This window comes from Sulfurimonas sp., assembly GCF_016744025.1.
Taxonomy (GTDB): Bacteria; Campylobacterota; Campylobacteria; order Campylobacterales; family Sulfurimonadaceae; genus Sulfurimonas.
The window spans coordinates 20,980-27,163 of sequence record NZ_JADGFC010000024.1; the positions used below are offsets into that span (position 1 = coordinate 20,980).

Sequence of the window (6,184 nt, forward strand, 5' to 3'; positions counted from 1 at the left end):
GCATAAAATAATGCTTGCTGATAAACTTAATCCGTTTATCAATCGTTATAACGAACTCGGCGAAATGCTGAGTTCACCTGACATCACTTCTGATATTAAAAGAATGACACAACTCTCAAAAGAACAATCCTCACTTTTAGCAATTGTTGAAAAAGCAAAAGAATATCAAACTTTAATTGCAGATATTGCAGATACTAGAGAAATGTTATCTGATTCTGAAATGGGCGATATGGCTAAAGAAGAACTTAAAGAGCTTGAACCTCAAAAACCACTTTTAGAAGAAGATATTAAAACACTTCTATTACCAAAAGATCCTAATGATGATAGAAATATTATCGTTGAGCTTCGTGCTGGTGCTGGTGGTGATGAGGCAGCTATTTTTGTTGGAGACTTGTTTGATGCTTATACTCGTTATGCTGACCTTCGTGGTTGGAAAATCGAGCTTATAAGTAGTTCACCGTCAGATTCTGGTGGATTTAAAGAAGTTACTGCTCTTATTAAGGGTGAACAGGTTTATAGTCGATTGAAATATGAAGGTGGAACACACCGTGTTCAACGTGTTCCAGCAACAGAATCTCAAGGACGTGTTCATACGTCAGCAATTACAGTAGCAGTTATGCCTGAAGTTGATGATGTTGAAGTTGTTATTGAAGATAAAGATTTAAAGATAGACGTTATGCGTTCATCTGGTTGTGGTGGTCAGTCAGTAAATACAACAGATTCTGCTGTTCGTATTACTCACTTACCAACTGGCTTAGTTGTAACCAACCAAGACCAAAAATCTCAACATAAAAATCGTGAAAAAGCAATGAAGGTTCTAAAAGCTAGACTTTATGATCTTGAAATGCAAGAACAACAGAGTGAAGATGCAGCACAACGTGCGGCACAAGTTGGAACTGGAGATAGAAGTGGTCGTATTCGTACTTACAACTATCCTCAAAACCGTATGAGTGATCATAGAATAAACTTAACTCTATATAGACTTAATGAAATAATGGGCGCTGGACTTCTTGATGAAGTTGTTGAACCTCTTATTACTGATCATCAAGCAAAAATTGTTGAGGCTGCTGGACTATAAGTTCAGCTTTCTCTTCAACCTCTCCTAAACTTAGATATCCCAATCTGTATTAAAAGTATTTTTAACTGCACCCTTAAATGTAATTGTTTTATCATTTACACCTAGATAAACCGTTTCATTACTTCTTGGATAAACTTCTATTGTTTTAGCAACTTTTTCTTCTGTGTAAGCTTTGTAAAAACAAGCAGCCATTCCAGTTCCACAAGCTAGTGTTTCATCTTCAACACCACGTTCATAAGTTCTAACTTTAATATTTTTATTTGCATCTATAAAAGCAATATTTACATTTGCATTGTATTTGTATCTTAACTCTCTTGCTTCTTGGATATCAAACTCTTCTATATTTTGAGTAAAGTGAACTAAGTGAGGAACACCAGTATCCAGTAACCACCAATCTTTGTTGTTATATTCAATCCCCGTTTCTAAAATATTTGGAGGAGTAAGTTCAACTTGAACAAGATTACCTTCAACTTGGGCTTTTATAACACCAGCACCAGTTAAAAAGCTCATATTAGTAGATGCTAAGTTATGAGTATAAGCATAATGAGCACAGGCACGAGAGCCATTTCCACACATGTCAGCATCGCTTCCATCCGCATTATAAAACTGCCACTCAAAGTCGTAATCACTGTTTGCAACTATAACAATAAGACCATCAGCCCCGATACCATCTTGTCTATGACATAAGACTTTTGTTAATTCAGATCTATTTTCTTTTACATCTGTATGAAAGATTACAAAATCATTTCCGTTTGCACTATATTTAGCCATTTTCATAAGTAAATACCTTTAATCTTTTCAACAAAGTCTTCAACTTCTTGCTGCAGATTCTTTAACTTTGTCGAGTTATCTATAACCCAAGTAGCTTTTTGTTTTTTCTCATCGATTGGCATTTGAGAGTTTATTCTGTTTAATGATTCTTCTTGGCTATAACCATTTCTCTTCATAAATCTCTCTAGTTGTACATCTGTAGGAGTGTATACAACTACGCTATCTTTGATATCGTAAGAACCTTTTTCAAAAAATAGTGGGATATCTATGAGGTAAGGAAATTTAAAAGTGTCTTGTTTGATACTTCTTTTTTCTATTTCAGCTTTGATCTTAGGATGTAAAAAATTTTCTAAAATTTCTTTTTGCTTGGCATCTGAGAATACTAAAGTTCCAAGTTTTGTTCTATCAACCTTAGAAGCATTGACGTATTCATCACCAAATGTCTCTTGTACCCAAGAGAAAGAAGCCTCTAGTATTTCGTGTGAGATGCTATCTGCATCTATAACCCTCATGCCATTTAAGGCGAGTAAAGAAGCTACAGTACTCTTTCCTGTAGCAATTCCCCCTGTTAATGCGATAGCATATTCAAAAGCCATTTTCTACCCTATATATTAGTTTTTAATGATTCCTAAATACTCTTTACGAATATAGTTACCCATTGCAAATGAAGCTATATGAACATCACAGTTATAAAACTGGTTGTTATCAAGCATATCAGATCTATGCAGATTAATGTCTGCAGTTGGGTGATACTCCTTAGAAGCTAAAAGAGCAGTAGAACCGTTACCGATATTATACGGCATAATAACTTTAAAGTAATTACCTAAGATTTTCATCATAGTTTTGTTTGCATCAACTTCATCTAAAGATGGATGCGTAATAGATAACTGACCATCTTCTTTTAAGATACGGTTTAAGTGTGCTAAAAGTGCTGCATCTGAGCTCATTTCACAAACAACTACGTCAAAACTATCATCTTCTAGGTTACGAATAGCATCTAAAGAACACTCAATTACTTGTGTATTAATGTCACTGTGCTTTAACATCTCTTTTGCTAGTTGATCTACATTGTCACTAACTATTAAAACATTTTGTGGATTTTTATTTGTACATACTGGAACATGTACCATCATCTCAGAGTAAATTAATTCTTTCATTTTAACAATTCCTTATTTAATTAAGGCGATTTTAGCATATTAGGATTAATTTTACTTAAGTTGTTCTCTTTGAAATGATTTGTTCAAGATTAGAGTAGTTTAAATTGTAAATATTTATATCACAAAGTTATCTCATAATTAATCTATTTTCTTTATACTAATTTTTACTAAGCATAGATATAATCCCATGAAATATTAATTATAACAAGGATAAGGTATGAATTTTAATAAAATTAGATCGTTTTGTAGAGTGTTTCGTGTGATAGCAGGTATAGCTTTAATAGCAACTGGTGTGATAACAGGTATAGCTTGGTTTTACTTAGGAGTACTTCCTCTAATCGCAGGCTTAACTAATTTCTGTCCACTTTGCATGATAAGTAAAAAGTGCGATGTAATTGCTTAAGTTGAATACAAAAGTTTCTCTTAACACTTTTCTCAACTCACATAAGATATAATTCCATACTTTTTAAATGGAGTTCATATGAGCCAAATTAGTTACAAAGATGCCGGTGTTGATATAGATGCAGGTAATAGTTTTGTTGAAAATATTAAACCCTTAGTTAAATCTACTAAAATCCCTGGTGTTATGGGTGGAATCGGTTCTTTTGCAGGTGCATTTGAACTTCCAAAAGGTTTTAAAGAACCAGTTATGCTTGCAGCAACTGATGGTGTTGGTACAAAGCTTAAACTTGCAATAGATAGTGGTATTCACAACACAGTAGGAATTGACCTAGTAGCTATGTGTGTAAATGATCTTCTTTGTAACTTTGGAACTCCTTCATTTTTCCTAGATTACTATGCAACTGGAAAGCTTGATGTAAATGTAGCAACAAATGTTGTTGCTGGTATTGCAGAGGGTTGTATCAGAAGCGAATGTGCACTTATCGGTGGTGAGACTGCTGAGATGCCAGGAATGTACTCTGAGGACGATTATGACTTAGCTGGTTTTGCAGTTGGTGTTGCTGAAAAATCTGAGATGGATAGAGTTTCTCTAGTTCGTGCTGGTCATAAACTTATCGCACTTCCAAGTTCAGGTCTTCACTCTAACGGTTTTTCTTTAGCAAGAAAAGTTCTGTTTGAAAAAATGGGTATGAAATTTGAAGATGATTTTAATGGTAAACCATTAATCGAGACTCTTTTAGAGCCTACAAATATTTATGTAAAAACTTTCAAGAAACTAAGAAACGAAATAGTAGCTATGGCTCATATTACTGGTGGTGGAATTGTTGAAAATTTACCTCGTGTTCTTCCTGAGAACCTAATGGCCCAAGTTAAAGAAGATTCTATAAAAGTTCTTCCTATCTTTGAGTTAATGGCTCCTCATATTGATAGAGCTGAAATGTTTAGAGCATTTAATATGGGTGTTGGAATGATTCTAGTGGTTGAAGATTCTAACGTTGATAAAATTCTAGCTGAGACTGATGGTTACCTTATCGGTGAGATTAAAGAGGGTGCTAGAGAAGCGGTGATGGTTTAATCCATCACTTCTCTAAAACATTAAAGATTTAGATTTGGCGGGGTAAAGTGTTTAGCTTTAAACTCTTCAAGTTTTTCTTTTTTGTCCATTTTAACAGCCCAGTTTCTTAAAGACTTTCTATCTTCTTTGTACTCCATAATAGGAACTGACTCCCCACAACTTGACTCAACAGCGTAGATATTAAACTCAAAGAAGTCTCTAACAAGGTTCTTCTTCTCTGTAAATACTTCTAAATATTCAGAAAATTTCTCATTATTAGCATCGATGATAACTGCTTTACAAAAGAGTCTAAGTATCTTTGCATCTCCTTCAAAGGCATTAAAAACAAGAGTAAATTCTCCATTATTCTTTGCATCTGTATATGTGCGGTTACCACTACCAGGATAACTCATAAAGACTAATGTAGAACTGTCCAAAACTCTGATTGAGTCATAACCCTTTGGAGAAAGATTTACCTCTCTATCAGATGAACTAGCAAGATAAAATAGTTTTTGGAGTTTGATAAACTCTATGTCTGAATCTGTTAAAATTTTGTATTGTCCGCCCATAAATTTTCCTTGATTTGTAATAGATTATTATATCTAATCTCGTACTTAGCCTAATATAATCTTAACAATGTTTGCAAGAAGCATTGTAGTAAGTACAAATATAAGAACCTTTTTTATAAACTCTTCTCCACCTTTAATAGCGTAGTGACTTCCTGCATATGATCCTGCCATATTCGCAAGTCCCATTGGAATAGCAATAAAAAATAAAATTTTCCCAGCTATTAAAAAGGCTAAAACTGAACCAAAATTTGTAGCAAAATTAAGTGGTTTTGTAGATGCTGTGGAAGTTAAATAGTCTAAATGAAGAAATTTTTTCATTGAAATTGTTAGATATGTTCCTGTTCCCGGCCCCAGTAAACCATCGTAAAAACCTATTGGAGCTGTTGCTAAAATTATATTTCTTTTAGTGAGTTGAGTATTCTCTTCTTTTATTTTGTTATTCTTTTTTAGTAATGTTAGTAGTGCAATAGGTATTGATAATAAAATCGCCCATTGTATAATTTTATCAGATAAAAACATTACAAACTGACTTCCTATATACGATGCTATAAGACAGGGAAGCATTGCTATTGAAACTATTTTCCAGTTTATTTTTTTACTGATTGCATATTTGATGGTAGCCATAAACACTCCGACTACACTTTGTAGTTTATTTGTTCCAAGAACAAGTATAGGAGGAAGTCCACTAAAAAGTAGCATAGGAATTGTTATCATTCCCCCACCACCAGCAATAGCGTCAATATAACCAGCAATAAACCCTGTTAAAATAAATATTAGTATCCAAGTTGTAGATATGTCGTTAGCAAATTCCATTATTATCTCTTATTCAAATTTTTCGCATCATAACTATATTTGGATTGTTTAGAGTTGAAAATTATTTAAAGAATTTGGAATGAATGGTTTTATTAAGGGCGAAGAAGTTCACTTTGATGACACTCGTTTATATGTAAAACTTGAAGACGATAGAATCATATTAATGCTTATTCGATGGTACGAACTACTAAAACTACACTTTTACAACTTAAAAACTATAACTTTATCTATTTAGATATAGGACTTAATTAAAAATATGGGGGTTTGAAAACCCTTGCAAACTTCTGTATATTGGTAAGAAACCAAGGTATTTCTATAATGGATTATAAAAAAGCTCTAA

General features: G+C 33.3%; 9 protein-coding genes. 4 read left to right on the forward strand and 5 right to left on the reverse strand.

The genetic code is table 11. The features are described 5' to 3' along the window. The first annotated feature begins 10 nt into the window (after positions 1-10). On the forward strand, positions 11-1,078 hold the full coding sequence (gene prfA / locus QZZ48_RS05520; protein ID WP_294962866.1) for a peptide chain release factor 1: 1,068 nt from the start codon (positions 11-13) through the stop codon (positions 1,076-1,078). A gap of 30 nt (positions 1,079-1,108) precedes the next feature. On the opposite strand, the gene dapF is transcribed toward prfA, so the two are convergent. The 3 genes from dapF to QZZ48_RS05535 are packed head-to-tail and all read right to left on the reverse strand — an operon-like array spanning position 1,109 to position 3,006. Then, the gene (gene dapF, locus QZZ48_RS05525; RefSeq protein ID WP_294962869.1) at positions 1,109-1,855 is read right to left on the reverse strand and encodes a diaminopimelate epimerase; all 747 of its coding nucleotides are present in this window, start codon (positions 1,853-1,855) and stop codon (positions 1,109-1,111) included. Then, positions 1,852-2,445 (reverse strand): dephospho-CoA kinase, encoded by a 594-nt coding sequence (gene coaE / locus QZZ48_RS05530; RefSeq protein WP_294962871.1) that lies wholly within the window; start codon positions 2,443-2,445, stop codon positions 1,852-1,854. The genes dapF and coaE overlap by 4 nt, the downstream gene beginning before the upstream one ends. Positions 2,446-2,460: 15 nt before the next feature. Continuing rightward, positions 2,461-3,006: a methyltransferase domain-containing protein gene (locus tag QZZ48_RS05535; protein ID WP_294962874.1), complete on the reverse strand. Its 546-nt coding sequence runs from the start codon at positions 3,004-3,006 to the stop codon at positions 2,461-2,463. A 217-nt stretch (positions 3,007-3,223) separates the two neighbouring features. On the opposite strand from QZZ48_RS05535, the gene QZZ48_RS05540 reads away from it, so the two are divergent. Continuing rightward, positions 3,224-3,409 (forward strand): DUF2892 domain-containing protein, encoded by a 186-nt coding sequence (locus QZZ48_RS05540; protein WP_294962876.1) that lies wholly within the window; start codon positions 3,224-3,226, stop codon positions 3,407-3,409. 78 nt (positions 3,410-3,487) lie between these two features. Further along, positions 3,488-4,483 (forward strand): phosphoribosylformylglycinamidine cyclo-ligase, encoded by a 996-nt coding sequence (gene purM / locus QZZ48_RS05545; protein WP_294962879.1) that lies wholly within the window; start codon positions 3,488-3,490, stop codon positions 4,481-4,483. Between the two features lie 20 nt (positions 4,484-4,503). On the opposite strand, the gene QZZ48_RS05550 is transcribed toward purM, so the two are convergent. Continuing rightward, positions 4,504-5,031 (reverse strand): hypothetical protein, encoded by a 528-nt coding sequence (locus tag QZZ48_RS05550; RefSeq protein ID WP_294962882.1) that lies wholly within the window; start codon positions 5,029-5,031, stop codon positions 4,504-4,506. A 45-nt stretch (positions 5,032-5,076) separates the two neighbouring features. Next, positions 5,077-5,844: a TSUP family transporter gene (locus QZZ48_RS05555; protein ID WP_294962885.1), complete on the reverse strand. Its 768-nt coding sequence runs from the start codon at positions 5,842-5,844 to the stop codon at positions 5,077-5,079. A 79-nt stretch (positions 5,845-5,923) separates the two neighbouring features. Here QZZ48_RS05555 and QZZ48_RS05560 point away from each other — a divergent pair, with 79 nt between their 5' ends. Then, positions 5,924-6,079 (forward strand): hypothetical protein, encoded by a 156-nt coding sequence (locus QZZ48_RS05560; protein ID WP_294962887.1) that lies wholly within the window; start codon positions 5,924-5,926, stop codon positions 6,077-6,079. Positions 6,080-6,184 lie beyond the last annotated feature (105 nt).

Excerpts from the sequence above, each read along its gene's own strand:
- purM (WP_294962879.1), top strand. The coding sequence starts at position 3,488 with ATGAGCCAAATTAGTTACAAAGATGCCGGTGTTGATATAGATGCAGGT.
- dapF (WP_294962869.1), bottom strand. The coding sequence starts at position 1,855 with ATGAAAATGGCTAAATATAGTGCAAACGGAAATGATTTTGTAATCTTT.
- coaE (WP_294962871.1), bottom strand. The coding sequence starts at position 2,445 with ATGGCTTTTGAATATGCTATCGCATTAACAGGGGGAATTGCTACAGGA.
- QZZ48_RS05540 (WP_294962876.1), top strand. The coding sequence starts at position 3,224 with ATGAATTTTAATAAAATTAGATCGTTTTGTAGAGTGTTTCGTGTGATA.
- QZZ48_RS05560 (WP_294962887.1), top strand. The coding sequence starts at position 5,924 with ATGAATGGTTTTATTAAGGGCGAAGAAGTTCACTTTGATGACACTCGT.
- QZZ48_RS05555 (WP_294962885.1), bottom strand. The coding sequence starts at position 5,844 with ATGGAATTTGCTAACGACATATCTACAACTTGGATACTAATATTTATT.
- QZZ48_RS05550 (WP_294962882.1), bottom strand. The coding sequence starts at position 5,031 with ATGGGCGGACAATACAAAATTTTAACAGATTCAGACATAGAGTTTATC.
- prfA (WP_294962866.1), top strand. The coding sequence starts at position 11 with ATGCTTGCTGATAAACTTAATCCGTTTATCAATCGTTATAACGAACTC.
- QZZ48_RS05535 (WP_294962874.1), bottom strand. The coding sequence starts at position 3,006 with ATGAAAGAATTAATTTACTCTGAGATGATGGTACATGTTCCAGTATGT.